This window comes from Niastella sp. OAS944, assembly GCA_024809215.1.
In the GTDB taxonomy this organism is placed as follows: Bacteria; Bacteroidota; Bacteroidia; order Chitinophagales; family Chitinophagaceae; genus Niastella.
Window position 1 is genome coordinate 228,676 of record JANUBW010000006.1, and the last position, 24,021, is coordinate 252,696.

The 24,021-nt window shown below is 42.2% G+C and carries 20 protein-coding genes, 2 tRNA genes and 1 pseudogene; 12 read left to right on the forward strand and 11 right to left on the reverse strand.

What is annotated here, in order from left to right; translation table 11 throughout:
• Window positions 1–24: 24 nt before the first annotated feature.
• Both GGD38_RS23560 and GGD38_RS23565 read right to left on the reverse strand, forming a co-directional pair.
• A complete protein-coding gene (locus GGD38_RS23560) occupies window positions 25–1,197 on the reverse strand; it encodes a class I SAM-dependent RNA methyltransferase (RefSeq protein ID WP_375301691.1) in 1,173 nt (390 codons plus the stop codon).
• Between the two features lie 188 nt (window positions 1,198–1,385).
• Window positions 1,386–1,586, reverse strand: a complete 201-nt coding sequence (locus tag GGD38_RS23565; RefSeq protein WP_375301690.1) for a hypothetical protein — start codon at window positions 1,584–1,586, stop codon at window positions 1,386–1,388.
• Between the two features lie 312 nt (window positions 1,587–1,898).
• Here GGD38_RS23565 and GGD38_RS23570 point away from each other — a divergent pair.
• Window positions 1,899–2,684: pseudogene (locus GGD38_RS23570) on the forward strand (DUF4249 family protein); the annotation flags it as partial.
• A 56-nt stretch (window positions 2,685–2,740) separates the two neighbouring features.
• Here the strand turns inward: GGD38_RS23570 and GGD38_RS23575 are convergent.
• The 4 genes from GGD38_RS23575 to GGD38_RS23590 form a co-directional block, all read right to left on the reverse strand.
• Window positions 2,741–3,730: a transposase gene (locus GGD38_RS23575; protein WP_375301689.1), complete on the reverse strand. Its 990-nt coding sequence runs from the start codon at window positions 3,728–3,730 to the stop codon at window positions 2,741–2,743.
• Window positions 3,705–4,073, reverse strand: a complete 369-nt coding sequence (locus GGD38_RS23580) for a transposase (RefSeq protein ID WP_375301688.1) — start codon at window positions 4,071–4,073, stop codon at window positions 3,705–3,707. Before GGD38_RS23580 ends, GGD38_RS23575 begins: the two co-directional genes overlap by 26 nt.
• 161 nt (window positions 4,074–4,234) lie before the next feature.
• A tRNA-Lys gene (locus GGD38_RS23585) sits at window positions 4,235–4,307 on the reverse strand.
• Window positions 4,308–4,392: 85 nt separating this feature from the next.
• Window positions 4,393–4,465: transfer RNA gene (locus GGD38_RS23590), tRNA-Lys, on the reverse strand.
• A gap of 232 nt (window positions 4,466–4,697) precedes the next feature.
• Here GGD38_RS23590 and GGD38_RS23595 point away from each other — a divergent pair.
• Entirely contained in the window at window positions 4,698–5,504 is an 807-nt protein-coding gene (locus tag GGD38_RS23595; RefSeq protein ID WP_375301687.1) for an SDR family oxidoreductase, read from the forward strand.
• A gap of 121 nt (window positions 5,505–5,625) precedes the next feature.
• Window positions 5,626–6,435 carry an S-adenosyl-l-methionine hydroxide adenosyltransferase family protein gene (locus tag GGD38_RS23600; RefSeq protein WP_375301686.1) on the forward strand — a complete coding sequence of 270 codons (810 nt, stop codon included), beginning with the start codon at window positions 5,626–5,628 and terminating at the stop codon, window positions 6,433–6,435.
• Window positions 6,436–6,585: 150 nt separating this feature from the next.
• Here the strand turns inward: GGD38_RS23600 and GGD38_RS23605 are convergent, their stop codons facing one another.
• The 5 genes from GGD38_RS23605 to GGD38_RS23625 all read right to left on the reverse strand — a co-directional run bounded on the left by GGD38_RS23605 (window position 6,586) and on the right by GGD38_RS23625 (window position 10,309).
• The gene (locus GGD38_RS23605; protein ID WP_375301685.1) at window positions 6,586–7,578 is read right to left on the reverse strand and encodes a mechanosensitive ion channel family protein; all 993 of its coding nucleotides are present in this window, start codon (window positions 7,576–7,578) and stop codon (window positions 6,586–6,588) included.
• 46 nt (window positions 7,579–7,624) lie between these two features.
• Window positions 7,625–8,422: an SDR family NAD(P)-dependent oxidoreductase gene (locus tag GGD38_RS23610; RefSeq protein ID WP_375301684.1), complete on the reverse strand. Its 798-nt coding sequence runs from the start codon at window positions 8,420–8,422 to the stop codon at window positions 7,625–7,627.
• A 33-nt stretch (window positions 8,423–8,455) separates the two neighbouring features.
• Complete coding sequence (locus tag GGD38_RS23615) at window positions 8,456–9,274, reverse strand: helix-turn-helix domain-containing protein (protein ID WP_375301683.1); 819 nt, start codon at window positions 9,272–9,274, stop codon at window positions 8,456–8,458.
• Window positions 9,275–9,357: 83 nt separating this feature from the next.
• Window positions 9,358–9,687, reverse strand: coding sequence for a hypothetical protein (locus GGD38_RS23620; RefSeq protein WP_375301682.1), 330 nt, complete (start codon window positions 9,685–9,687; stop codon window positions 9,358–9,360).
• A 106-nt stretch (window positions 9,688–9,793) separates the two neighbouring features.
• Window positions 9,794–10,309 carry a Dps family protein gene (locus GGD38_RS23625; protein WP_375301681.1) on the reverse strand — a complete coding sequence of 172 codons (516 nt, stop codon included), beginning with the start codon at window positions 10,307–10,309 and terminating at the stop codon, window positions 9,794–9,796.
• Between the two features lie 129 nt (window positions 10,310–10,438).
• Here GGD38_RS23625 and GGD38_RS23630 point away from each other — a divergent pair, with 129 nt between their 5' ends.
• From GGD38_RS23630 to GGD38_RS23670, 9 genes are all read left to right on the forward strand, one after another.
• Complete coding sequence (locus tag GGD38_RS23630) at window positions 10,439–11,134, forward strand: LytR/AlgR family response regulator transcription factor (RefSeq protein WP_375301680.1); 696 nt, start codon at window positions 10,439–10,441, stop codon at window positions 11,132–11,134.
• A gap of 120 nt (window positions 11,135–11,254) precedes the next feature.
• Window positions 11,255–13,426, forward strand: coding sequence for an ATP-binding protein (locus GGD38_RS23635; RefSeq protein ID WP_375301679.1), 2,172 nt, complete (start codon window positions 11,255–11,257; stop codon window positions 13,424–13,426).
• Window positions 13,427–13,737: 311 nt separating this feature from the next.
• Entirely contained in the window at window positions 13,738–14,889 is a 1,152-nt protein-coding gene (locus GGD38_RS23640) for a hypothetical protein (RefSeq protein ID WP_375301678.1), read from the forward strand.
• Between the two features lie 199 nt (window positions 14,890–15,088).
• On the forward strand, window positions 15,089–16,147 hold the full coding sequence (locus tag GGD38_RS23645; protein WP_375301677.1) for a bifunctional transcriptional activator/DNA repair enzyme AdaA: 1,059 nt from the start codon (window positions 15,089–15,091) through the stop codon (window positions 16,145–16,147).
• Window positions 16,148–16,160: 13 nt separating this feature from the next.
• The gene (locus GGD38_RS23650) at window positions 16,161–17,573 is read left to right on the forward strand and encodes an MFS transporter (RefSeq protein WP_375301676.1); all 1,413 of its coding nucleotides are present in this window, start codon (window positions 16,161–16,163) and stop codon (window positions 17,571–17,573) included.
• Between the two features lie 185 nt (window positions 17,574–17,758).
• A complete protein-coding gene (locus GGD38_RS23655) occupies window positions 17,759–19,288 on the forward strand; it encodes a TROVE domain-containing protein (RefSeq protein ID WP_375303889.1) in 1,530 nt (509 codons plus the stop codon).
• A gap of 575 nt (window positions 19,289–19,863) precedes the next feature.
• On the forward strand, window positions 19,864–20,235 hold the full coding sequence (locus GGD38_RS23660) for a putative zinc-binding protein (RefSeq protein WP_375301673.1): 372 nt from the start codon (window positions 19,864–19,866) through the stop codon (window positions 20,233–20,235).
• Between the two features lie 7 nt (window positions 20,236–20,242).
• On the forward strand, window positions 20,243–20,704 hold the full coding sequence (locus GGD38_RS23665) for a hemerythrin domain-containing protein (RefSeq protein WP_375301672.1): 462 nt from the start codon (window positions 20,243–20,245) through the stop codon (window positions 20,702–20,704).
• 398 nt (window positions 20,705–21,102) lie between these two features.
• Window positions 21,103–24,021 (forward strand): hypothetical protein, encoded by a 2,919-nt coding sequence (locus tag GGD38_RS23670; protein ID WP_375303890.1) that lies wholly within the window; start codon window positions 21,103–21,105, stop codon window positions 24,019–24,021.

Here is a 24,021-nt window from a genome sequence, read left to right on the forward strand (position 1 = left end):
TTCGGGTAGCCTCTTTTGTTAATCTTATATTTTAGGTGCCGAACGGGTTCCGCTGTACAATTCATATTCAAGCAGGCGGCAGTCGATAATACTTGTATAAAATTCTATCCGTCGTGTTGCTTTCAGTCCTATCTTTTTGGCAAGTTCAAGATTGCCGGTAAACACATAGCCAAAATATCCGCCGCATTTTTGCTTCATAAAGTCACCAATACGACTATATGTTTTTTCCAGTTCCGCTATTTCGCCCAACCGTTCACCGTATTCGGGGTTTACATAAAAGATACCAGGCACATTTTGGGGCACTTCTGTAGCTGCAAAATCACAAACAGCAAACTCTATCAGGTTGGCCACACCGGCGGCCACTGCATTCTTACGGGCGTTTTCAACGGCTTTGGCGCTGTAATCGGTAGCTATTATGCGAAGGCCGGGTACTTCTTTGATCTGCTCTTCCAGCCGGGCATCCTCCTGCAGGTATACCTGCTCGTCATACCCCTGCAGGTGCATAAAGGCATAATTGGTCCTGAACAAACCGGGGCGGCGATTGGTGGCTATCATGGCGGCTTCAATAGCAATAGTCCCTGAACCGCACATGGGGTTTACAAAGGGGTTAACCCTGTCCCAACGACTGGCATAAATAGTAGCAGCTGCCAGTGATTCCAGCATGGGCGCCTGACCGGGAATTTTGCGGTATCCATGCCGGGCCAGCGAATCGCCCGAGGTATCTACAAACACTTCGGCATGCTCATCTTTCCAAAATAAATGAACCACGGCGCCTGTTAATGCAGAACCGGTGGCGGGGCGTGTTCCTCTTTTATCGCGCAGCCGGTCAATGATGGCATCCTTTACGCGCAGATTGGCAAACATGCTGTTGTTGATGGTGTCATTGTTTACATTACTGGTAATGGAAAAGTAAACCCCATCGGGTAAAATGTTTTCCCAGGGATAGCGAATAATGTTATTATATACATCATCAGCATTACGTGCCTCAAAGGATTGAAGGCTATACAGCACCTGGCTGGCGCAACGCAGGTTCAGGTTGAGCCTGATGCATTCGTTCACCGTTGCCTTTAGCTTTACACCGGTAACAAAAGTTTCTATTGGGTTAAAGCCAAGTTCCTTTACCTCCTGTTCCAGGTAAGGCATGGTTCGCTTATGACAGGTAATGGTAACATTTCCCGGGGTGGTGTAGATATTCATGTTGCACGAAAGTAAAACTTCGGGTTGGTTTATTCATCAAAAAACCAGTCAAGTAAACCTTCTCTGCCATCCTCAAATGTATCTTTCCAGTCTTCATCGTCATCCAGGGCTGCACGTGACAAGGTTAACGAAGTATGAATGGGTTCATATGCTGAAAAATAAGCTTCATTTCCTTTGTAGTCCGGGTGTTAGGTGTAGTCGATGGTTTTTGTGTAGCCTGTTTTGAGCAAAATTGGCATTACCCTGAAGTTGGTGAACGAGCAATCGTATTGTTCCTGTATGGCGTACAGGTTTCCGATCAGTTGAACTTTCTTTTCGTTGGTGGTGTCTATTTTATCAACCAGCTTGATAGCCTCTTCAACCAGGGCTTCAAATTCCCACATTGACATGAAAATAATTTTTATAGGTTAATGGTCGACAAGATATAAACAGACGACCATTTCTGACAGCCTTTTGAATTCCTGAGATTCAGTTTCGGCTAAATTACCCATATACCTGAGAACACACCCAAACCCGACAGCAAAAAAAAGTGGAGAAGCGAATGGGTGTTCAGTATTTACAATGTTTACAATAGAAGCAATGCCGCGTCTATTATGTTTGAGCAAAACAGCGAAACAGGATTAAGCGAAGCAAAGCGGATATCGATCTTCGGTATCATTCCGGGTGTGACTTATAATTTCAGATTCTAATTCCAATTAAAAATGAGAAACTCACATAAATACCAGTTAGTTTTATTTTGTTTTTTCCTTCTGTCTTGCACAAAAGTAGTGCAAGTGGATTTAGAAACAGCAGAACCGAAATTGGTAATTGACGCATCTATTGATTGGGTGAAGGGTACCACAGGCAATGAGCAGAAGATCAAACTCTCTACCACAACCGGATATTACAGTACGTTATTTCCAACGGTTTCAGGAGCGGATATAGTTATAACAAATTCAGCAAATGCTGTTTTTAGTTTTATAGAAAATCCTGGTACGGGAGAGTATATCTGCTCCAATTTCCATCCGGTTATCGGCGAAACTTATACATTAAAAGTAGTTTTAAAAGAGGATATCTATACCGCAACCGAAACCTGTATAGGTGTGCCGAATGTTGAAACTAATATTACACAGAATAATACCGGTGGATTTGGCGGCGATGAGGTAGAGATCAAATACTACTACCAGGATAATGGCAATGAGGAAAATCACTATCTACATCGTATTCTATCACCCGTATCAACGTTTCCAAATTATAAAGCAAAAAATGACGAGAAAAGTCAGGGCAGCCTGATGCAGGAATATTTTTCCGACAAAGAGCTGAAGGCCGGAGATATGATAAACATCAGGTTGTACGGAATTTCCCGGAGATATTATGATTATTTCAGAAAGTTGTTGGCAGCATCAGGGGCTAATACCGGCCCGTTTCAAACAACACCAGGTTCTGTAAGAGGAAATATAATGAATGAGACCCATTTCGAAAACTTCGCCTATGGATATTTTAGAATATCGGAAGTAGATGTAAGGGAGTATGGATCAAGTCAAAAAGTTGGGGGATTTCGCTTCTACGCATATATTTTGGATAGTCTGAATAAGAAAAAGCTTATGTCCCTTACGCCCCTTGCAGAAGCCCTAAAAGATTTGATTTTGGCATTGAATGCTTCGGTAGAAGCATTTGTACTTCTGTTATCAAAGTAATTTAATATGCTTTCGTAGTGCGTTTCGATAGTTCTAAATACGGTCCTAAAGGATTCAATATTTGCTTCTTCTATATGATTATACCATAAGGCCAGCTTCTTAAATGCTTCTTCTCTACACTTGCAATGGTTGAAGATATCAGTCAATCTCATTGATAAATCATAGGCATTCTTGATTGCAGGATAGCGCTCAAAAATAAGCGCCGCCCGCTGTTTTTGAGAGTATGTCCAGCGCTCTTTATGCTTGAACAGCAGGTAGCGACTACGGGCTAATAATTGCTTAGGAGAATCGCCATTAGGTAACAATTGCTGAACGTAGGTCAATCCTTTCTTTTTGGCTTTGGCAATTTGTGCATTTTCTTCATCTATAGCCAGCCAGCGATGTTTAATGCGTATTTCCTGTACAGCCTCTGAGGCTAATTGTTGCACATGGAAGCGGTCTACCACCCGGCGTGCTTTAGGAAAACAGCGCCTGACAATCAGGTGCATCCCCGCTGCCATATCAAGGGTTACTTCCTGCACCCCATCTCTTAATCGTTTATTGATACGCAGTAATACCTCAGTAACCTTATCGGCCAAAGTACCTTTGATCATGGCTACAATGGCCCCTTTTTGGCCTTTGGCAGACTTGTTGGTAACGACTGTATAAAGTTCATCGTTGGATAACGCCGTCTCATCAATACTGAGATGAGTACCCATGTTCTTTTCAAAAAGCATCCATTCGGTGGCATGCTCACGTTGATCCCAATCTTTATAGTCGCTAATGTGATGTTTGTATTGCTGCTGAAGCTGACTGCCATCCATCTGGTACGTTCTGGCCAGTTGGTGGCAACTAACCGGATGATTGTCCAAATGCATCTTTTAAAAAAAGCGCGAACTCTTTGGTGAGTCGTGCTCCTTTCATAATCAGGTCCCAATTGCGAGATACAATTTCTCCAGTAGACTGAACTTCCCAGCGGCGGCGCTTTATACTCAGTTCTACTTTGTTTTCGCGAATCGGAAAGTCCTGTACCCGAACTTCCGGATAAAATCCTTTAGAGTGAAGTGTTTGGCCTGCATATTCGGCCGGAGGTAGGTTCTTTTCTTCTAAAAATAAGACCAATCCTACTTTATCTTTTACAAAGTGAGTGATGTCAAAATATTCAAGTGTCCCTGCTGGTAAAAAATAACCTAACAATTCTTTTTCCTGATCCTTTTCCAATGTTTCTTGTCCGATTTATTAGACTGCAAAACAACAACTTTATCCAAAATCCCCCAATTTTTCAACATGATCCGGGAGTATACGATAAAGTGATTAGTTAGGGGCACCGTCGGCAGGGCAATAAAAAAGGCCATCATTTCTGATGGCCTTTTCAATTTCTGTGAACCCGCTGGGACTCGAACCCAGGACCCCTACATTAAAAGTGTAATGCTCTACCAACTGAGCTACGAGTTCAACCTAATATCTTGAGAGGGGTTTTCAACTCCCTTCTGCTTTTAAAAGTAAAGGCCACCATTTCTGATAGCCTCTTATGCTTCTGTGATCCCGCTGGGACTCGAACCCAGGACCCCAACATTAAAAGTGTTGTGCTCTACCAACTGAGCTACGAGATCTACCTTATAAAAGTTTAATATTTTAAGAACTTTTTTCCCAAATTTACCTCCCAACTCCTTCATTCTCTTCTTATTGCCTCTTTCCGTATCGGTGCGTTTAATTTGGGAGTGCAAAAATAGGGGAAATTCATATCACACCAAATTTTTTGAAAAAAAATCCTAAACTATTTCTTCAACTTGTATTTTTTCAGCGGGTTAACTCCGCTATTTTTGTGATTACAAAAGTAACGCTATGTCATTTTTAAAAGATAAGGTTGTAGCTATAACGGGTGGAAGCGACGGAATTGGTAAGGCTTTGGTTGATGCTTGTGTTGCGGCAGGGGCAAAGGTGGCTACCTGCGCTCGTAATTACGACAAATTATACCAGCTGCAGCTTCAGCACGCCAATGTAATGCTGCATACCATTACCTGCGATGTTAGTAAAGAAAGCGATTGTAAACGCTTTATTGAATCTACCATTAAAACTTTTGGTGGTATAGATATCCTTATCAACAATGCCGGCATTAGCATGCGCGCCTTATTTAACGATGCAGATACCGAAGTGATCAAAAAAGTGATGGATGTAAACTTTTTTGGTTCGGTATATTGTACCAAATATGCCTTGCCCTCCATTTTAGAACGCCAGGGAACCATAGTGGGCGTTTCTTCCATTGCCGGTTACCGGGGATTGCCCGGCCGCGCCGCTTACTCCGCTTCTAAGTTTGCTTTACAGGGCTGGCTCGAGGCTATCCGTACCGAATTATTACATACCGGCGTACACGTTATGTGGGTTTGCCCCGGTTTTACCGCATCCAATATTCGTAATGTTGCGTTGAATGAACAAGGTAACCCCCAGGGTGAGTCGCCGCTCGACGAGGCCAGCCTCATGACCGCAGAAGAATGTTCAAGGGAAATTCTAAAAGCCATTGAACATCGTAAGCGTACTCTTGTTCTTACCTTTAATGGTAAAAGAACCATCTTTATGAATAAATTATTCCCCTCGCTAACAGATAAACTGGTGTACAAGTTCTTTTTTAAGAATAACCAGCTGTCTAAATAAATTAAAAATGAGAAATGTGAAATGAAAAATGACAAAGTCAAAACCTCATTTTTCATTTCCTCTCATTCTTGTTCAGTCTTTCCTGTTTCTAATTTTTCATTTTAAATTTTTAATTTCATAAATGCCTTTACTAACCCTCACTTCTGACTTTGGTATGCAAGACTACCTGGTGGGTGCAGTAAAAGGCAGGCTATTGCAAACCAACCCGGCATTTACCCTGGTTGACGTTTCGCATACTATATCCCCGTTTAATTATCCGCAGGCAGCGTATATCTGCCGCAATAGTATTAAGGAGTTTCCTCCATATACATTTCATTTATTGCTGATAAACCTGTTTGAGAAAAGGCCGCAACAGCTTTTGCTGGCCTGGCATCAGCAGCAGTATATATTATGTGCCGATAATGGATTACTCACCATGATACTGGAAGATAAACCTGAAATGATCATAGGTTTGCCGCTTGACCCCAAGGCCATTAAAAATACGCTGTATTTAACCCAGGTTATGGCCGAAGCCATTCAGCAAATACATACCGGCGCCAGCATGCAGGACATAGGCATTCCCGATGTGCCGTTCCTTGAGAAGAACCATTTACGTCCGCTTTTTGGTGAGAACTGGATGGAAGGACAGATCATTTTTATTGACCATTTCGAGAACATTGTAGTAAATATAACCCGCGAACAGTTTGAAGAACATCGCAAAGGCCGTCACTTCAAGATCGTATTTAAGCGCAATGAAGTGATCGATAAAATTGTTGATACCTATGCCGATGTACCCGAAGGCGAAAAGCTTGCACTTTTTAACGCTGCCGGTTACCTGGAGATCTCCATCAATAAAGGCAATGCCGCCGGTTTATTCGGCTTACAGGGATTTACCGAGCAGGCCCAACAAAGCCGGCTGTTTTACCAAACAGTGAAGATCCATTTTGGGTGATCTGGTGCCTCATTAGAAAATTTTACCTATCTCATGAATGAACAGGCGTTTTTCCTTGGCCGTTTATCTTTTTGGATAAGAAAACAGGACCTGCTGGAAAAGAATTTTAACAACTGCTGGTGCGTGTTGCAGGATATGTGATCATTGTTATTACCGGGCATTCGATTTCGGGAACAATACCTTATCGGGTTGTTGCAATAACGCAGCAATTGCATTTTTAATAATAGTAGTCCTTATGGCAGATGCCTGTTTGGGATCTACGAGGTAGTTAACCGCTGCTTCTACCCAGGTATTGCTATTGGTACGAAAAGTTACAAAAGGGTATTCCCTGATCGTTAATTCATCAACGGGTGTTTGTTGAATCAGTAGTTTCAACTCTTTTACTTTCTCATCCATATTGGGGCCTAACGCTTCTTTGGCCACGTTACGCAATGTGGTTTCCACAAAACTGAAGTCACTTTCATACGCAATATGAAAAGGGATCTCATTCCAGATGTAAGGAAATTTTCGCCACGAATAATTATACACTTCCGACTGCAATACCAGGGTATTAGGAAAACGGATAAGGCGGCCACTTGGCAGGTCGTTGGTAAGATAGTCGCCTGCAAATTCCCATAAAGTAGTATCCAGGTAATTGATCTCAACCACATCACCTTTAAAATCGCCAATTTGTATTCTGTCACCTACTTTATACGGTGTGCGAATGATAATATAAAGCCATCCTATAAACGAGGAAATGGGAGTTTGTAAAGCAAAACCAAGAACCAGGGAGAAAAGACCTAATGAAACGGCTGCGGTATACCAGTTCTCAAAAAGAAATGCAATGATGATCATTACAATGGTAAGAAATGCCAGAATGCGTATAAGCCGTACTAAATTATAACGAATGGCTTTGGATTCTTTATACTTAATAACCAGCGTTTCAATGTACTTGGAAATTCCGAGCACCGTAAATACGAAAAATCCACCGAGGAACATCCTTTTCAGTAGGGGAACATAACTTGTAAATCGTAAAATGAAATACACGGCCAAACATCCCAGTGCCAGTAAAATATAGGTTCCCAGCCATATTTTATGATGGGTCTTTACTTCCTGAATGGTTTGCCTGGCCGGTTCTTCGCCTTTATTGTCTCGAATATCCATTCTTTCCCAATTCTAATAAACGGCTAAAAAAATTGGGCCAGCCGATTTACATACAACGAATAGTTCCGCCGTCAACCCTTATCAAAGCCCCGCTTATATAGTCGGCATAGGGGCCCGTGAGGTAAGCTACCGCAGCAGCGATCTCTTCAGGCCTACCAAATCGTCCGGTATCATTGGGAATCAGGTCCTGCACCGCGCGATATTTGATCTCTTCCAGTTCGGTGCCCCAGCCAAATTTAGGCGCTGCATTTAAAAGCCATTGTTCTACCATGGGGTTCATAATGGCTCCCGGTGAAACCACGTTCGATGTAATGCCTGTATCCTTCAGTTGCCTGGCAAGTGAAACCGACATGTTGTGCCGTGCAGCCAGGGTTGCATTATAGTGCGGCTGTTCTTTAATAGGTTGTATTCCCAGTCCGCCACCGATATGTATTACCCGTCCCCAGCCAAGTGTTTTCATTTGAGGAACAATTCGCTGTATCATTCTTACATAGGCAACTACATTCTGATTATACATATCCATCCAGTCCTGTGTAGTTACATCAGACCACGTTTTATGACTTGTAGCCCCGGCATTGTTTACCAGGATATCTATATCGCCATGTTGCAGTGCTGCTTTGGCAACAATATCAGCACCCTCATCGGTTGCCAGGTCGCCTATAGCAGTATGCGCCGAACCGCCTTTCTTTAAAATACTTTCTGCTACCTGTTCGGCACGTGTTGTATTACGGCCATGTATAACTACGGCTGCACCTTCTGCGGCCAGCATTTTAGCAATAGCTTCGCCCAGGCCGGAGCTGGAGCCTGTTACCAGCGCCCGCTTTCCTTTCAGTTTCAAATCCATTTCGATTGTATGTTTAGTTAATAAATGTGAGGATCAATGCCTGTTCTTTTTTGTTGGGGCATTACCGAATGCTTTTTTATATGCAAAGGAGAAATGCGACAGGTCGTTAAAGCCAACGTCGAGGTAGATGTCGGAAGGACGTTTGCCTTTTTCTTCTATCAGATAATGCGCTTCCTGTAACCGTTTCCAAACAAGCCATTTACCGGGTGTGGTTTGAAAAAGTTTTTCAAAATCGCGTTTGAAACCAGATAAGCTTCTGCCCGTTAAGTATGCAAAGCGATCAACGCTAACGTTATACCTGTAGTGCTTGTTCATAAATGCCTGCAGGTCTATTTTGCCCGGGTTGTTGAAGTCGAATAATACCTGTTTTAACTGTGGGTTGGTCTCCAGTAACAGATGCACCAATTCCCTGGCTTTAAGCTGTTTTATTTTTTCAAATCGCTCACCGGTTGCATTGAAATACGGTGTAAGTGAGTCGATATAATGGTGTAAATACTGGTTGGGTTTAAGTAACAATACATCGGGGCCGTTATAGGTAGAAGGAGAGGAGTAGGTGTATTCATTTGCAATCTCTTTTAGCGTTCCCTGATCAATGTGTACGGCAATAGATCTAAAACCTTCTCCGGAAGGTTTCTTCACGTATCTTGTTAATTGATTTCTTCGAAAGAAGCGGTAGTCGCCGGCCTTAAATGAATATAATTGATCGCCCACCCAAATATCGTGGGTTCCGCTAATGATGTAACTAAAGATGTGATCACATACAAACGCCTCGCCTTCAACATTGCCATCTGCGTAGTGGTTGAATAAGATACGCGGTTGTGTTTCAGATTGTGAAGGATGTTTGTTTTTCATGACACAAAGTTCTCACTATTTGTGTCTGCTCATTTTGTTCAAAAGCCCAATTTTGTTTGTTTAAAAGTTCAGGTGTTTGGGCGCTAATTTATATTCGTGATCAGCAACGAATGAATTCGCCCGCCGGCAAGCTTGAAGTGATAACCCAGCATAAGCGGTCCCTGATCGAATGTACCCGATACTTCTACATCGAGTATTATCGATGTGCCGATCTTTGTATAGGCAATCGGCTTTAGCATATTGTTAAACGTGTAATTGGTTTTTTCAATCCATTCTTTTATAGCGCCTCTTCCGGAGTAAATATTGTAATCGTCAAATACGATGGCTGTTTCGGCAAAACATTTTACAAAAGCTGTACTGTTATGATCGTTTTGTGCAGCTACCAGTTTTGAAATGATGTTTGGCAGGTCCATGATGGTTGTTTTTATGATTAATAATAGGAGGGGCAGGATTTTGATGAAAGCAAAAGGCTACGAATCTTTTGCTTTCATCTGGTTGTTCACAGGTTTATATCTTGAATCATTTCTCATTATTAAAATGATGTATAAAGTTTACAGGTATCTTTTTTAAATGTGATCGTAACATCCACGCCATCTTTTCATGCTTTTCAAGTAATTGGGTAATGAAATCGCTGGTGCCGGCATCTTTTAAGGTTTCGGCAATGTGGCCAATGTTTGCCCGCAGGTGTACAATAATGCTTTCATGATCGCCCAGCAGTTCATGCATAAAACCCTGTCCGTCGTTAGTGTCCCTCGATAATTCGGTAAGGTGAGTAAGTTGAAGGTAATCTTTCATGGTAGCCGGTGCATAATGACCCAGGGTGCGAATACGTTCTGCTACTTCGTCCATTATATCGTCCAACTGTTCGTATTGCTCTTCATAAAATTTATGCTGGTTATAAAAGTCAGCGTCTTCTACATTCCAGTGCGCGTTGCGGGTTTTAATATATAGAAGTACTTCATCGGCTAAAACGCCGCTTAGTATCTGTGCGGTCTTCAGGGCGTTTTCCTGGGTAATTCCAATTAAAGGTGTCATGTTGTTATGTTTTTGGTTTCTGATCGATTTCTGATGCAACTTACTTTCAAAAACAGGCGAATGTTTTTGCAAAACGACGGGAAGGCAAAACCTGTCGACGGGAAAGGGGAGATTTATTATATTTGGCTTATGAACGTCCTGATAGTAGATGATAACGAAATAGCCAGAGATGTCCTTGGCCAAATTGTTGGTCGTATTAAAGACATAACAATAGCCGGCGAATGCGCCGACGCCCTGCAGGCGTATAATCTGCTTCAGGAAAAAGAAATAGATATTATATTACTCGATATAGAAATGCCCGGTATGTCGGGACTGGAACTTACCCGCAATCTGCACGATAAAGGTCCTGTCATAATTTTCACCACCTCAAAAAGAGATTATGCTGTTGAAGCTTTTGAACTGAACGTGGCCGATTATATATTAAAGCCGGTTACGCCCGCAAGGCTGATACAAGCCATTGATAAAGCCCGGGTTTTGATCGAAAGCGCACAGGAAGAATTGAATGTAGAAGAAGGGGAGTTCATATTTATTCGTGATTCCAATATTATCAGGCGGCTTAGTCTCGATGAGATCCTGTTTGTAGAATCGATGCGCGATTATGTAAAACTGCACACGGCCCAGCGTTTCTTTGCCATTCACAATACACTTAAAGTGGTGGAAGACAGGCTGCCGGCCAGTAAATTCCTGCGGGTGCACCGTTCGTATATTGTGGCCATAGATAAGATAGATACCATACGTGATGGAGTTATTGTAGTGCAGGAAAAAACGGTGCCGGTTGCCGATGCCTATCGGTCCACGCTCAATAAGCGGATGAATGTGCTGTGATCCCCGTCGCCCCGAAAACCTTTTTTGTCGATAGTTTATCCTCATTCATAGCTTACCAGGCGTACCTCCACTGTTGGTGAATACTTTTGTTTCTTCAGACAGCCAATAAAATCATTATCCATGTCAGGCAAGCGGATCATATTCTACATCATAGGCCTATTTATTGCAGGTACCCTCATTCTGGGGTACATCGAATTCAATTCAACCCGGCATGTGAATGCGCTTGTTACCTCTAATAAAAAACTGCTCGATGAATACCAGATCACCCGCAATTTGCTCGATGCGGCAAAAGGAAAGGTGGTAATTGAAAGAAAGATCAGGGGATTTATTGAGTCGGGTGATACCACTTACCTCTCCGGGCTCGAACGCGAGTTTAAAGAAATTCAAAATGCCCAGGATTTTCTGCGAACCATCAAAGATGACCCCATTAGTGTGGCATTGATTGCCGAACTTAACAAAACGATCAACCTTAAAATAGAACTTTTTCATAGTATCCTCCACGCCTGGCGGCGCCACGGAGTAAAGGCGGCTGAAGATACCATCAACGCCAACCTGCCCGAATGGGTTTCATATGATATTGAAAACAATGTACGTAAGATCACGGAGGCCCGTAACCGCCAGCTGGCTGCAATAACCGGCAGTGTACAACGAAGCGGTCAAAAGGCATTACAGTTCAGTTACATTGTAATGGCCCTGGTATTACTGGCGGCGGCACTGGTATTCTGGTATATCATCTACATTATTAAAAAGCTGATCCGTTCCGAACAAATGTTACGCGAAACAGCCAGGGTAAAAGAAAATTTCCTGGCCAATATGAGCCATGAGATCCGCACGCCCATGAATGCCATTGTTGGGTTTACCCAGTTGTTGGCACAGAAAAAACTCGATGACGATGCGAAACAATATGTGCAAACTATTGAACAGTCGGGCGAGAACCTGTTGGCCATTGTGAACGATATTCTGGATATTTCCAAAATAGAAGCGGGCATGATGCGGATAGAACACGTGCCTTTTAGCCTGCGTGGACTGATTCATTCAGTAGAGACTATGGTTATGCCCAGGGCAAAAGATAAGGACATTCAGTTAAAGACGGTAATAGATAAAACGATACCTGACATACTGGAAGGAGACCCGGTGCGGCTCACGCAGATCCTGAACAATTTATTGGGAAATGCCTTAAAGTTTACTGCCGCCGGATCGGTTACCCTGAAAGTAGCTGCAGAAAGCATGAACGATAACAATGTGAAAATAAAAATGCAGGTGATCGATACCGGTATTGGCATTGAAGCGCAAAAACTGAAACATATTTTCGGCCGTTTTGAACAGGCTGATGATACCATTACCAGGCAGTATGGCGGAACCGGCCTGGGGTTATCGATCGTACGCGACCTGGTAGAACTTCAGGGCGGAACCATAGATGTGGAAAGCAAGGCCGGTATCGGCACCGTGTTTTATGTAAACATTCCTTACACAGTTTCTACCCGGCAGATCATCGATCACCTGGCTGTTGCCGAATCACCGTTAGCAGGAGCGGCGGCTTCAGATATAAAGGTGTTGGTAACGGAAGACAATGAATTTAATCAAAGTCTGATTAGCCACATTTTCAAAAGCTGGGACCTGCCCTTTGAAATGGCCAACAATGGCCAGGAGGCTATTGACAAACTAGAAGCAAACAAATACGACCTGGTGTTGATGGACATTCAAATGCCGGTAATGGATGGTTATACCGCTTCCCGCAAAATAAGAAATGAATTACGGTCTGCTATTCCTATTATTGCCATGACGGCACATGCCATGCCCGGCGAACGGGAAAAATGTCTTAGTTATGGTATGAACGACTATATAGCCAAACCAATAAAGCAGGAGCAGTTAAGTTTGCTCATAAGCAAGTTCACGGCTTTTGTACAACCGGGAGCAAAGAGAGAAGTTACGGGTGTTACAGGTGCCCCCGGTTATAAATATATAAAACTCGACTATCTGCAGGAGGTAAGCGCCGGTAATACAACCTATGAAAAAGACGCAACACAGAAATTTATAAAAGCCATTCCATTGGCCATGGAGTCGCTATCGGCTTCGGTAAAAGCGGGTGATGAGAAAAAAATGAGAAGTATTACGCATAATTTACGAACTACCGTTTCAATAATGGGGTTGAACGAAGCGCTCGATCCTTTGTTTGATGAAGTAGAATATTATAAGGGTGATGCGCAGCGCTTACAGCATGCTGTTGCTAAAATACAGGACATCTGCAATGAGGCTGTGAAGGAAGCGGCACTTTTTCACAGGATGGGATAAAGAAGGAGCCAGAAGAACTGGTAGGTCCCCGATCTGCAGCCGCTGTTATAATCTGATAAGTCATAGCAGATCCATTTTATGCGTTATTTTGCGGCCAATCCTTTACGGATTATATATACATAAATAACATATCTCCTGCACGAATATTGTCTAAAACAACACGTTAATTGCAAAAAGGGCACGCTCATCAAATTTAATATCTGATTATTACACTTCACCGGGTTTTACTTTACATTTAAAATATAAGCAGAAAACTACCTGCATCATTATACCGTTTTTAGTACCTGATCAACAACCAATTTATTAAACCAATGATGAAAAGAAATGTAAGCCTGACAATCCTTGTTAGCGTAATTATTTTTACTACTGTTTCCTGTAAAAAGAATCAATCAACAGACAAACACAACGGACTAACAGTTGAAGATGCTAAAATTTATCTTCAACGCCTGGAGACCAAGTATGGTAATTATGACTCTATTAAGATCCCTGGTAAGACCGGGAAAAATTTTAAGAAAGTAGATTTTTCGAAAGCCTACATCGGTGAAAACGAAAGATCGTACTTTATTGAAGCACCTATTTCTTACACTAACCGTGAGATCGTATTCTTTGGCAGTTCGAATATACCATCAGCTACCCTTAATAAGATGGTTGACAATTCTTTCGATCGGTTTGTAATTTATAAGGATAAAATGAGCGGCATGGTGAGTGAGAAAATTGTTACGTATATACCATCTGCTGACTATGTAAGCAATGGCCCTAATTACCTATATAATAATCACTATCAAAGCATAGTTGAAGACTTCAGCGGGTATGTAAGTTCTAAAGATTGGAAAGGGAAATTCTTATCTTCCCAACAATACAATTCGGGTAAGGCTGTTGCACAGCAAACAAACAGTGCAAGGGTAATGGGAGGAGCCTGTGAGCTTCAAACACTTTATCACTCCTTCCTGATTTGCGAAGATTTTGATCCGGTTACTGGTGACAAAGTGAACTGTTATGATGTTAGCTTTCCGTACTACGCATTTGTTTGCACCTCTGATCCGCAAAATCCCGGGGATCCTAACTTTCCAGGCTGGCCTGACCCACAGAATAGAACTGAGCCTACCTCTTGCCCAACCGGGCCACGCCTCACGGAGTCTCCTATAACCTATGCTGGTTTTACTTCGGATGGTTTGGCAGTTGAGGCGCAATTTACAGGCGGATGTGAATGCCCGGGCTATTCTTTCCTTATATTGGAAGATGTGACCACAGGTACAGAATATACCTATCCATTAGATATCCACGAATATCCCTTGCCTGATTGTTATACGTTTTGGAAAACTACCATTCCCATTCCTGCCAGTGTTCCCAATGGAAGCTATTACGTAAAGGCCTGGTTTGACGGAGACTTGTTCTACAATCAATTAGAAAATGTAAATACCGGGGAAATTATAAGACGTATTAAAATTGCCTTACTACGGTAAGGGACCAGACCTTCTTCATAAGCAAAAGACCGTCTGCCAACCAGTGGACGGTCTTGCCTTTTTAATTAAAAGGGCGCCACTTACATTTAAGACGCCCTCTTTTATTTATACCAATGTAGGGATAAAAAATACCTGCCAAGTTTTCGGTTGCCAGGGTGTGGCTGTAAGGTTAATTTTGACGTACAAAAAATGCCGAAAAATGGAATTGACATTTGAGATCATGTATAAAGCGTGCCTTGAAAAGGACGAGTCCTTTGAGGGAATGTTTTTTACTGCGGTAAAGACCACCGGCGTATTTTGCCGCCCTTCCTGTACTGCCAGAAAGCCTAAAAAGGAAAATGTTACCTTCTTTTTTTCTGCCAAAGAGTCGATCCTGAAAGGTTACCGGCCATGTAAGGTTTGCCGCCCACTTGAAAAATTGAATGAAACCCCGTCTCACATCCGGGATCTTCTGAATGAAATTACAGAAGACCCTGCCTGTAAGATCAAAGATGCCGACCTTATAAAACGAGGTATCGATCCTTTTACGCTAAGAAGATGGTTCATTAAAAACCATGGTATTACCTTTCAGGCGTATCAGCGAATGTTCCGCATCAATACCGCTTTTAAGAAAATCCAGGACGGCGAGCGGGTAACAAGTGCTGCTTATGCATCGGGGTTCGAATCGGTAAGCGGGTTTGCAGATTCTTTTAAACAGGTATTTGGGGTTTCGCCAAATAAAAGTAAAGTACAGGTGGTAATTGATCTTAAACGGCTGGAAACTCCTTTAGGTACAATGTATGCATGCGCCACCAGCAAGGGCGTTTGCCTGCTTGAATTTACCGACCGGAAAATGCTGGAAACAGAGTTTAAATCACTTGCACGGATCTTGAATGCAACCATTGTGCAGGGAGATAACAGGCACTTTGATATACTGGAACAACAGTTGGCCGAATACTTTGAGGGAAAGCGCACAACTTTCACGGTCCCATTGCATACCCCGGGATCTGAGTTTCAACGATCAGTTTGGATGGCCCTTCGCGAGGTGCCTTATGCAACCACCGTGTCCTATTCTCAATTGGTAGCTTCCCTGCATCGGGCCGAAGCTGTTAGGGCAGTTGCGAATGCCAATGGCTATAACAGAGTTTCCATTTTGGTGCCCTGTCACAGGATCATAGGCGCCAATGGCGCATTGACCGGATATGGCGGCGGTATCTGGCGCAAAAAATGGTTGCTCGACTTTGAAATGAGAACTAAAGAACAACTTACACTTTCTTAATACCTCACATTTTATGGATCTTCAAAAAATGACCACTAATAAGTGGTTACAGCTGGCTATTGTCCTTACTGCACCTATGCTATATGTTATCGATATCTTTATTATTAATATTTCTATCCCAACCATAAAGGCAAACCTTAATGCTTCGGATGGCGAAATGCAACTGGTTGTTTCGGCTTACCTGTTGGGCAGCGCTTCTTTTTTAATAATAGGGGCAAGAACAGGCGATTACCTGGGAAAGAAAAGAGTTTTCTTTTGGGGAATGTTTTGGTTCACCTTCACCTCCTGCTTGTGCGGATTATGCATAAATGCCAGGCAGCTTATCATTGCGCGTTTTCTGCAGGGAGTGAGCTCTGCATTTATGGTAACACAGTGCATTTCCTATATTCAGGAGCTTTTCCCTAACGCAGCAGAACGGGCGAAAGCAATAGGCTGGTATGGTATTACCTTAAGTATTGCAGCTATCATTGGACAAATACTTGGTGGTTATTTGGCCGAAACACACTTATCAATAGCAGGTTGGCGGCTTATCTTTCTTATCAATTTACCCATTGGTATTTTTTCGATGCTGATGATAAAGAAATACCTCATCGAAACCGAAAGAGTAAATAACATACGCTTCGACTATTTGGGCGCCCTGATGCTGGCAGTTTCTCTTGGGGGAATTATATATGTATTATCTATCGGCAGAGAACAGTCGTGGCCCGGCTGGAGCTTTTTTCTCCTGATATTCTCTTTTTTATTATTAATGATGTTTTTGGTGGTGCAAATGAAGTTAACAAAAGGTAACAGGACTCCAATTTTAGATTTGAAACTTTTTCTAAACAAAGAATTTAACTATGGCTTAATGGCTGTTTTGTTTCACTTTATGTTGCATGCGGCATATCTGTTAATAATAGCAGTGTTTTTACAGAGTGGACAGGGCGTTTCGGCCATCTCATGTGGAATGTACTTTTTACCGCATGCCCTCCTTTTTATGATCTCATCCATTGTTGCTTCAAAATTGTTGACCCGCTGGGGAAAGAGAGTGCTGCAAACGGGGCTTTTAATTATATTAATTTCTTTTTTATTGCAGTTATGCTTGTTTAATGAGAAGGATAATCCAGTATGTACTATGTTCCTTATCGGGATTTATGGCCTGGGCAATGGTATGGTACTTCCTTTTTTGTTGAACATTGTGCTAAACAATATTGCCCTTGAAAATGCAGCAATGGCTTCCGGTATATTTTCAACATTTCAACAAATTGCGTCGGCCCTTGGAATTAGCATAATTAGCGGAATATTTTATTATAAACTACAGCACCCAGAGGTAGCTGCAGCGTATGTGCCTGCATTGCGGTTAACCTTTTATGTAGATGTTGTTTGTTTGATGGTTGTAATACTAATGCTTTGGCGGTTGCCTGGTAAATTGGGGGCCAGGGAATAATTTGTGCGCAATAAAACTGCGCAGTTGGTATTTTGAATGCCTTTTTGAAAAATTATTTTCAGTGTTTCTTCTGTGATGATCATGTAGTTGTGATAGCCGGCCAAAAAAAGTTTGTTGCTGCGCAGTTGGGTTGCGTACACCGGGGGACATCTTTGTTCTATCAGAAACAAACAAAAACAATAGTTATGAAATTCAATTTATCATCAAAGGCAAAGGCTACAACAGTAAACTATGAAGGTGCAGACGCTTTCAATCTTACGCCTGAAATGGAATTGTATACAGCTATTGCAACAACCATGTTAAGCGATACCAGCTATGAAAAGGCCGATGACCGGCTGGCGCGTATTCAGTTACTGGTGCCGGTTGTAAAACCCGAATTTACGGCAAAACTGGCTGTTTATGCCCGTAAGCAAATGAATTTGCGAACTGCACCGGTAGTACTGGCTGCAGAATTGGCAAAGATACATAGTGGTGATAATCTGGTGTCGCGTACCGTTGAAAAAATAGTACAACGTCCTGACGAGATCATGGAGCTGCTGGCTTATTACCAGGTAGCGAATAACAGAAAAGCCGCTAAGAAATTAAATAAGATTTCAAAGCAGGTGCAAAAAGGACTGGCAGGCGCTTTCAATAAATTCGATGAATACCAGTTTGCGAAATACAACCGCAGCACCGAAGTAAAGCTGCGCGATGCCTTGTTCCTGGTACATCCTAAAGCGAAAGATGAAACGCAACAGGCGCTGTTCAATAAAATAGTAAAACAGGAGTTGGCTATACCATATACGTGGGAAACGGAACTGTCGGCCCTGGGACAACAAAAGTTTGCGAATGAGAAAGCGAAAGACCGCGCCATTGCTGCAAAATGGGAAGAACTGATAGATAGTGACAAATTGGGTTATATGGCCTTACTGCGTAACCTGCGAAATATTCTGCAAGCCAAGGTTAGCACAGCGCATTATAAAAAAGTGAGTGAGCGTTTGGCCGATGAAAAAGCGGTAGCTAATTCAAAACAATTGCCATTCCGTTTTCTGGCGGCATACCGTGAGTTGCAAGATCTTTCATCCTCTTTTAAGGGATATATTACTGATGCGTTGGAAACCGCCATTACGTTTAGTGTTCGCAATATGAAAGGGTTCGATGTGGATACACGGGTAGTTATTGCCTGCGACGTTTCGGGTTCTATGCAAAAGCCAATATCACCAAAAAGCAAAGTGTTGTTGTACGATATAGGTTTGTTGTTGGGTATGTTGATGCAATCGAAATCGAAGAACGTAGTGTCTGGTATATTCGGTGATAAGTGGAAGATCATGTCGCTGCCCGGACGTGATGTACTGGCAAAAGTAGATGCGTTGTATAGGAGACAGGGAGAGGTTGGTTATGCAACGAATGGTTACCTGGTGTTAAGAGACCTGTTAGATCGTAAATATGTAGCCGATAAGATCATGTTGTTTACCGATGTGCAGTTGTGGGATAGCAGAACAAACAATACTTCTGCAGCTAACACTATGGCGTATCAATGGGCTGCTTACAAAAAAATAGCGCCAAATGCAAAGCTGTACCTGTTCGATTTGGCAGGTTATGGAAATACACCTTTACAGGTTGAAAAGAATGGCGTGCACCTGATCGCAGGTTTTAGCGATAAAGTGTTTGATGTAATGGAAGCAATGGAAAACGGCGCCAATGCATTGGAAGTGATCAATAAAATAGAATTGTAATAGAAAGATAATGGAACAGGTGCCGTAGTACAGCGTTACTTCGTTTAAGATACGGGGATGCAGGTTCAACTCCTGCTCATTCAGGAGAATCCGAATGGTAGCACAATAGTAGTGCACCGTATAGCAGTCGCTATACGTTTGTAGCCTTGTTCCAAAAGTTACAGGATGCCGTTAGATGACGGTTACTTCGTCTCCAATGAAGGGGAGGTAATAGGGTAACACCTATCCGGTTCGAATCCGGCACGACAAATCCCCAAACCGTTTTCGCTTGTTGCTCCTGTTTTTTAAGTTCTTTATAAATTGAAAAGCAAGTGTCGTAGGTAAGAGTTACTTCGTTCTTCAAACGCCAGGTCGCGGGTTCGAGTCCCGCCGTCTCCACAGATCATTATCAAACTAAAATGGGGGCGTAGCTCAGGGGTAGAGCGGGAAAAAATTTCTCTTGTCGCTTGTTGCCTTGCTTTTTAATTTATTTGGGCGGGTCTCCTTTGTGGGGCCCGCCTTTTTTTATGAGGTTGATCAGTGTGTGGTATGATGTGTGTTAGCTGAAAAAAATAATAACGACGATAAATTTGTATATGAATACAACCGATCGTTCTTCAAACATAAAACCGCTTGTTTATTCATGCTCAGGATGTTCCAGTGCCGCTCAAATGGCCAATTACCTGGCCATTCAGTTAGACAGGTTGAACCTGGCGGAAATGTCGTGTATTGCGGGTGTTGGTGGAAATGTAAAGAAGTTGGTGAGAACAGCGCTTTCGGCGCGGAAGATCATCGTGATAGATGGATGTCCGCTGGCTTGCTCAAAAGCTTGTTTGGCCAATCATTCAATAAAACCCGATCTTGATATTGAGCTTACCCGTTTGGGCGTTCAAAAAAAACAGCACGAAGACTTTAATATTGATCAGGCAAAAAGTATTCTGGAAGATCTGAAGAAACTATTAAAATAATTTTACCATGGAAACGCATAAACCAATAAAACGAAGCAAGGCATTTGTACAGTTCTCACGCGAACATCATTTTGGGTTATTGCAGGTATGGCAAATACGGCAGGATATAACAAATGGGGTAGATGCGCAGTTTATTAGCAAGTATACCCTTGATTTCTTTAATAAAGACCTGCGTGGGCATTTTAAAAGGGAAGAAGATTTCTTATTCAGCAAACTGCCAGTCGGCGATATTTTACGTGAACAGGCCGAAAAAGAACATACACAGCTATATGATCTTATTGACAGTATTTCTCAAAACAGAAGTGATGACCAGTTGTTGCAGCAATTTGCGGGGCAATTGGAAAAGCACATCAGGTTTGAGGAAAGGATTCTTTTTAATCATTTGCAGGATATAATGGGGGAGGAGGAGTTGGTGCAACTGTTGCATGAAATGGAAGCCTGTGAGCTTAAAAATATGTTTTTAGTATGATCGCCGGAGTTACTCCGGCTTTTTTTTATTTACACACTTATTGGATAAATATGCACGTCTATTCCAGAAATAGACACGGTGATTAAAAATCCTGTCTCTTTTCGAAAAGATTTTTTATTTTGCAGCCCCTCTCGAATATTATCAAATCTACGATTGCAGATATTGCGAAATTTCCCAAATTATAAACAGATGCGGAACGCATTCGGTAAGTTAAGGGACAGGATATAAATTTAAGAATAAAATAAACGATAAATTAAAGCAGGATGATACAGCAATGTACCTCCCGGAGGTTTTTCTTACTATTATTAGTCTTATGCAGTTTTGGGAAATTGGTCGCCCAGCCGGGTGCCCCTGAAATTATACCGCCATCTCCTGTGGCAATGCAATTTCAGAAATTTTTGGCTCAGCCAATCAGCCTGTCAACCGGGGCTGTAGATGTTACTGTACCCTTATTTAACCTGGATGCTACCGGAATGACCATTCCTTTTTCATTGAGATACCATACTTCGGGTATCAAAGTAGAAGACCAGGCTGGAAATATCGGTTTAGGTTGGACGCTTTTCCCGGGTTTCAGAATAACCCGTACCATTATGGGAAACCCCGATGATCTGGCAACCACAGAAAAGATCAGTGGTTATTTAAGTGAAGATTTTACTCAGGAGCTTCATGACATGGCTATAGATAACCCCTGGTGGAATGGAGGAGGAATTAGTCATCCCACACATGACGCACAATATGATATTTTTACTATTCACCTGCCCAATCTTAATACAACATTTATTATTACGTGGGAAAATGGTGTAATGAAAGGCACGCCCATTCCTGACGCTCCGGTTAAAATAACGCCAATAGGCGGTGGTGGCCGTAACAAATCACCAATGTGTTTTGTGGTGAGCGATGATAAAGGCTACTCTTATATATTTGGAAGAACCTACCGTGATAATATTAAGGATGTAGGCACAACTGAATGGATGCTGGAGCAGATGAATGCACCCGGTAGTGATAATGCTATTTATTTCAGCTATGATCCAATAACTATACCCAATGAGTTTCCTTATACCTATTCCGTGGTTGTTCAGGATAGAGTTGAGTCTGGATGTTCAGGAGGATCCGATCAGGTGCATTTACCTGAGTGGTCGCCTAATACCTACGTACGACGTTATGATGAGGGGTGGTCATGGCCACCCGCAGAAGACCGGTCTTCCTGGGCGCTTACTAAAATGACCTTTCTAACAGGAATGGTAAATATGGCTTATACCAATAGCAGTAAAACCAAACTGGCGTCTATTAATGTATATAATGAGGATAACAGGCTGATAAAAAATGTTTTATTTTCTGGTGGCGATCTTTTGAACAGTGTGTCCATAAGCGGGGAAGGGCAATATACATTTGAATATGATATGCAGCCTTTTACGTACAAGAACGGGCAGGATTATGCTGGTTTTTATAATGGACAGAACAACCAGAACCTTGTACCCCGTATACAGTTGAAGCATTATACTGCAAAGTACCTGGGTACCCAAACCCATACAGGCGTAATGAACATTGGGTATGCAAATCGGGAGCCCAATGCTGCATATATGCAATCACACATTTTGAAGAAGATCAATTACCCTACCGGCGGTTATACAAATTATACCTATGAGCCACATCGTTTTCTGTCGAAAGGAAACGAAACTTTTGGCCTTGGGCTGCGGGTAACAAAGGTAGAAACCTTCGACAGGTCATCTGGTAAGGTGATGACAAAAACATACAAGTATGGTTGGAATGAATCGGGGGTGGGCAACCTGGGAATTTTTAAAGAAGTGCTTGTGAATAATGTTGATGTGTTACCAGCTACATTGGATGGCAATGACTTTATAACTACTAATATAATAGATATAACACCAGGCCCCTACGAATTTTGCGGTTGCCAGCATTTTCGTCAAAGAAGGCTTTCCTCTTATCACAAATACAAACACTTCAGTTTTAACCTACCCGTGTGGTATCCCTGTGTAACTGAGTACAGCAATGAAAGCAAGGCAGAATATTTTTATGACTATACACCTTCTCAATTTTACAACAGGCCTATAGCCGACGAGGATAATCATGTTTTGGCTTATATCAGAAACCTGGGTTCAAAAGGGCCAAAACTCATCTATAAGCGGGTTTTTTCCAATACCGAGAATGTATGGGACGAGCATGAGTATACATATTCAACAAATACCAGAGAGCATTATTCATGGATCATCGAACCGGTGCATTTGACTTACTACTGGGGGCAGATGCAACCACATGACAAGCTCTGGCGGAGTCCATCAGATATATCAAACCGCTGTTTTACTAATAAAATAAATCCTTATGAAATGCATTTGCTCCATTATGTGGTAGACAATGAGCAGCTTTTGACTGAATCTCATATATACGACCGTGATGGTAACTATTATTCTACCGCTATGAGGTATGATTATGACCCGAATTATCCGTACAATATGACTCAAAAGATCTCAGCCGGTAGTGGCACCGCGATTACTGAAAGGTTTTACTATCCTGTAGGGAATACCGTACCGGATGCTGCAGTATTGACTGCTGATCAAAGGTCAATGATAAGCGGCTTGGCAAATGCAGGTTACTTTACAACTATAGTTGAAAAGGAAACTTTCAAGATGTCAACATTGGTATCGGCTGAATTGTATGGGTTCAGAGATTGGTCGAACCGGGTGATTGCACCAGAGCAGGTGTATATTAAAACAGGGACCAAACCATTTGAGGCGCGGATGCATTATTACAATTACGATATCAAAGGGAATGTATTTTCCGTATCAAAAGAAAATGATGTAAAGAGCTCTTATATCTGGGGATACCGTTCGCAACATCCTATAGCACGCGCCGTTAACGCAGAAACCAAAGATATTTACCATACCAGCTTTGAAGGGGTGGATGGAAATTCGGGGGATAGTAAAACAGGTAAACAAAGCTATACAGGTCTTTTCTCCAAATCGTTAAAGAACCTCACCAACGGTAAATATATCTTAACCTGGTGGGAAAAGACGGGCGATAAATGGAACTTACAGGTAACAACAAATATCGTAGTAGCTAATGGTGAATATACCATCAACCTGCAAGGGCAGATAGATGAAGTGCGTTTTTACCCGGCGAATGCACAAATGAGCACCTACACCTATGAGCCCATGGTTGGTATTACCAGCGAGTGCGATATAAGTAATCGGGTTATCCGTTATGAATACGATTCTTATGGCCGGCTGGTCTATATCCGCGATCAGGATAATAATATCCTGAAGTCCTTCAACTATCAATTTAATCAACAAGTGTACTAA

Coding starts and splice junctions, on each gene's coding strand:
- GGD38_RS23560 (WP_375301691.1), bottom strand. CDS start 1,197: ATGAATATCTACACCACCCCGGGAAATGTTACCATTACCTGTCATAAG.
- GGD38_RS23565 (WP_375301690.1), bottom strand. CDS start 1,586: ATGTCAATGTGGGAATTTGAAGCCCTGGTTGAAGAGGCTATCAAGCTG.
- GGD38_RS23575 (WP_375301689.1), bottom strand. CDS start 3,730: ATGCATTTGGACAATCATCCGGTTAGTTGCCACCAACTGGCCAGAACG.
- GGD38_RS23595 (WP_375301687.1), top strand. CDS start 4,698: ATGTCATTTTTAAAAGATAAGGTTGTAGCTATAACGGGTGGAAGCGAC.
- GGD38_RS23600 (WP_375301686.1), top strand. CDS start 5,626: ATGCCTTTACTAACCCTCACTTCTGACTTTGGTATGCAAGACTACCTG.
- GGD38_RS23605 (WP_375301685.1), bottom strand. CDS start 7,578: ATGGATATTCGAGACAATAAAGGCGAAGAACCGGCCAGGCAAACCATT.
- GGD38_RS23610 (WP_375301684.1), bottom strand. CDS start 8,422: ATGGATTTGAAACTGAAAGGAAAGCGGGCGCTGGTAACAGGCTCCAGC.
- GGD38_RS23615 (WP_375301683.1), bottom strand. CDS start 9,274: ATGAAAAACAAACATCCTTCACAATCTGAAACACAACCGCGTATCTTA.
- GGD38_RS23620 (WP_375301682.1), bottom strand. CDS start 9,687: ATGGACCTGCCAAACATCATTTCAAAACTGGTAGCTGCACAAAACGAT.
- GGD38_RS23625 (WP_375301681.1), bottom strand. CDS start 10,309: ATGACACCTTTAATTGGAATTACCCAGGAAAACGCCCTGAAGACCGCA.
- GGD38_RS23630 (WP_375301680.1), top strand. CDS start 10,439: ATGAACGTCCTGATAGTAGATGATAACGAAATAGCCAGAGATGTCCTT.
- GGD38_RS23635 (WP_375301679.1), top strand. CDS start 11,255: ATGTCAGGCAAGCGGATCATATTCTACATCATAGGCCTATTTATTGCA.
- GGD38_RS23640 (WP_375301678.1), top strand. CDS start 13,738: ATGATGAAAAGAAATGTAAGCCTGACAATCCTTGTTAGCGTAATTATT.
- GGD38_RS23645 (WP_375301677.1), top strand. CDS start 15,089: ATGGAATTGACATTTGAGATCATGTATAAAGCGTGCCTTGAAAAGGAC.
- GGD38_RS23650 (WP_375301676.1), top strand. CDS start 16,161: ATGGATCTTCAAAAAATGACCACTAATAAGTGGTTACAGCTGGCTATT.
- GGD38_RS23655 (WP_375303889.1), top strand. CDS start 17,759: ATGAAATTCAATTTATCATCAAAGGCAAAGGCTACAACAGTAAACTAT.
- GGD38_RS23660 (WP_375301673.1), top strand. CDS start 19,864: ATGAATACAACCGATCGTTCTTCAAACATAAAACCGCTTGTTTATTCA.
- GGD38_RS23665 (WP_375301672.1), top strand. CDS start 20,243: ATGGAAACGCATAAACCAATAAAACGAAGCAAGGCATTTGTACAGTTC.